The organism is Endozoicomonas sp. SESOKO3, assembly GCF_024606255.1.
This window is the reverse complement of the sequence record NZ_JAHHPR010000207.1, coordinates 1-3,131: the sequence shown is the minus strand read 5'-3', so window position 1 is coordinate 3,131 and position 3,131 is coordinate 1. Positions and strand designations below refer to the sequence as shown.

The following is a 3,131-nucleotide window of genomic DNA, read 5'->3' as shown; positions in this document are numbered from 1 at the left end:
ACAAAATTGAACTCTGTAAAAGACTTAAGCACATTAAGCATACGGATGAGCTTACGGAAAGCCCTGACAAATTTCAGCTGGTCATCTTCGCTGATGAGGGCATCCACATCCTGAGGTGTCGGAGCAATCACCATGAGTTCCAGAACGCCCTGATTGAATAACTCTGTATACCGATCGTAAGGCTCTACAAAAATGGTGCCGTCTGCATCGGTATTGGAGAAAAGCTGGATGGCATCATCGGTATTCTTTTTCAAAGGGCGGAAACAAACAATATTGCCCTGGGACTTCAGCTCGCTCAGCGTTCGGTTAGTTCGGGAATAAGCCTGCAACAAACCATGATATTTAAGATTTTTATCGACATACAGGGTGTTGAGCTTTTTGGCGTCAAACCCGGTCAGGAACATATTCACCACCAACAGAATATCGGCACGATCCTTGTCCTGAAAAGTTTCCCTGTCCCGTTCCTTCATGCGCTTGGCGATGTCTTTGTAGTAAGCGTAAAAAGCACTGCTATCCCTTGCGCTGTGACTGGTTTTGTAGAGTGCGTTGTAATCAGCAATAAACGCTTCCAGCTTTTCCCGGCTGTGTTTGTTTTCACCGCCTTGCCTGTTCTTGTTATCAAAAGCTTCGAAGTCAGGATCTCCAATCAGCCCATTAGCGTCGGCATCATCCTCATTGGTGCCATAGGTGAAAATAGTCACAACCCGTAAATCATGCATCCCAGCTTCACGCTTGCGTCTGAACGTCTCGTAGTAGGCTATCAGGGCATCAACGCTGCTGACACACAACATGGCTGAGAACGACTTGTTGTGGGTTTTACGATGATGGTTCTCAATAATCCAATCGACATTCTTTTCTATCCTGACAGGATCATCAAATACCTCTTTGGTATTGATGCCGGTGACTTTCTCATCAAAACATTCACCAGTGCCGCTATCACTCTTCTGAACAAACTGACCCCAATACTCAATGGAAAACTTAAGAACGTTATCGTCAGCGATAGCGTTGGTAATCACGTACTTATGCAGTGCTTTTTCAAACAGGTCGTCTGTGGTGCGCTTGCCGTGTTCGTTGATAGTAGCGTTTTCTTTGAATATCGGAGTACCCGTGAAGCCGAACATTTGTGCCCCGGTGAAAAAGTTCACAATATTTTTGTGGGTATCACCAAACTGAGAACGATGGCACTCGTCAAAAATAAAGACGATGCGTTTGTCCCGTAAAGCCTCCATAGCCGCTTGATGCTTTGTTTTTTTGATAGCGGTATTGAGCTTTTGCAGGGTAGTAACAATCAGTCCGTTATCACCCGCTATTTGTCGAACCAGCGAACGAGTATTGACAGTGCCATCGACGCTGCCTTTGCTGAAATGATTAAACTCACGAGTGGTTTGATAGTCCAGATCGGCCCTGTCGACCACAAAAACCACTTTATCCACCTTCGGCAGAGCCGTAAGAATTTGAGCAGCTTTAAAGCTGGTCAGGGTTTTGCCAGAGCCAGTGGTATGCCAGATATAACCGAACTTGCGCGTGTTCTCCACACGGTCAACAATGGCCTCCACCGCATAGTACTGATAGGGGCGCAGAACCATCAGAATCTTGTCGGACTCATGGAGCACAATATATTGGCTGATCATCTTGGAAAGATGACACTTCTCCAGAAACTCATCTGCAAAAAGTTCCAGATCAGTCGTCTTGTTGTTGTCTTTATCCGTCCAGAAGAAGGTTTGCTTGAAAGATTGTTTTCGATTGTTTGCATAGTACTTGGTGTTGACACCATTGGAAATCACAAACAACTGCACATACTGGAACAAACCACTTTCTGCCCAGAAGGAGTGGCGCTGATAACGGTTAATCTGGTTAAACGCTTCCTTCAGTTCCATGCCACGGCGTTTCAGCTCGATTTGCACCAGAGGCAGGCCGTTAATCAGCAGGGTGACGTCGTAACGGTTTTTATAAGTACCCTCAACCGTGACCTGGTGAGTGACTTGATACTCATTCTGGCACCAATGCTCGGTATTCAGAAACTCCAGATAAAGCGAAGAGCCATCGTCACGGGTCAGTTGCATTTTATCCCGCAGGGTTTTGGCACGCTCAAAGACGCTGCCCTGGTCGAGATGGTTCACCACCTTCCTGAATTCGCCCTCAGTCAATTCAACCTTATTGTGTTTCTCTAACTGAGTCTTGAGATTGGCTTTTAATTCATCAATGCTGGTGATGGCGACCCGGTCATAACCGAGACCGGTCAGGCGCTTGATCAGGTTTTCTTCCAATTGCGCCTCGCTCTGGGTCGCCGCTTGAGAGTATTGTTTTTTCTTTTCGGCATTTTCCTGCTGGGCAGCAAAAGCTGCAGGAGTGTAGAATTCCACACCGACCCGTTGAATGTGGTCGAGCAAGTTGGGATTGTCAATTTGATGGTGAAAAGAAATGTCGAATAGCCAGGGCAGGTTCAGGTCATCAAGCACTCCGCTCACATCCAGCAGCAGTTTGTAAGCTTCATAACTCTTTTCCGATGTAGTCCACTCAGGACTGATATCCAGGGTCAGGTCAATATCGGAACCAGGACGATAATTACCCCTGACCCTGGAACCGTAGAGAGTAGCTTTATTCACTAAAGGAAACTGAAACAGAGCCTTGCGAATACGTAACACGTCTTCGCAAGGGAGCCCGAACTCCTTATTCATGATTCTTTAACCACTCCAGTAATGTATTTCTCAATCCCACCAAGGCTGAAAAGTAATGATCAATGATATGCCGCAAAACCTCTTCAGCCACCTCTTCGTGGTAGGTGTGAACGGTTTTAATCCGATCTTCGACCATATCCATCCACACCTTGCCATCACTGACAAGTCCTCTCTTGAACGCCTGACGAAACGCATCCCGACTGCCCATAATACCTGCAACACCCTGGTACTCATAAAAGTCCTTGACGACATTCCAGGCCAGTTCATAGTTATACTCAAACGCCTTTATCAATCCCTGCCGCTCCAACTCTGAGAGCGGCCTCCGATCCATAATCTCAAAAATGTTTTCCATCTGCTTGGTAGAACGCTGAAAATTGTCGAAGCGTTGAATCCAGCGAATATCTTCACTCATCGGGTGTCCTCATGGCTTTTTCAGGTAGAAGGCTGTTATAC

General features: G+C 46.5%; 2 protein-coding genes. Both read right to left on the bottom strand.

The annotated features are described in order from the left end of the window. Positions 1-2,678 (bottom strand): HsdR family type I site-specific deoxyribonuclease (locus tag KDK18_RS03665; RefSeq protein ID WP_257253291.1); only part of this gene is annotated, 2,678 nt, incomplete at its 3' end. After that, positions 2,671-3,090 (bottom strand): nucleotidyltransferase substrate binding protein, encoded by a 420-nt coding sequence (locus tag KDK18_RS03660; protein WP_257253290.1) that lies wholly within the window; start codon positions 3,088-3,090, stop codon positions 2,671-2,673. The genes KDK18_RS03665 and KDK18_RS03660, both read right to left, overlap by 8 nt. Between the last annotated feature and the right edge of the window lie 41 nt (positions 3,091-3,131).

Coding starts and splice junctions, on each gene's coding strand:
- KDK18_RS03660 (WP_257253290.1), bottom strand. CDS start 3,090: ATGAGTGAAGATATTCGCTGGATTCAACGCTTCGACAATTTTCAGCGT.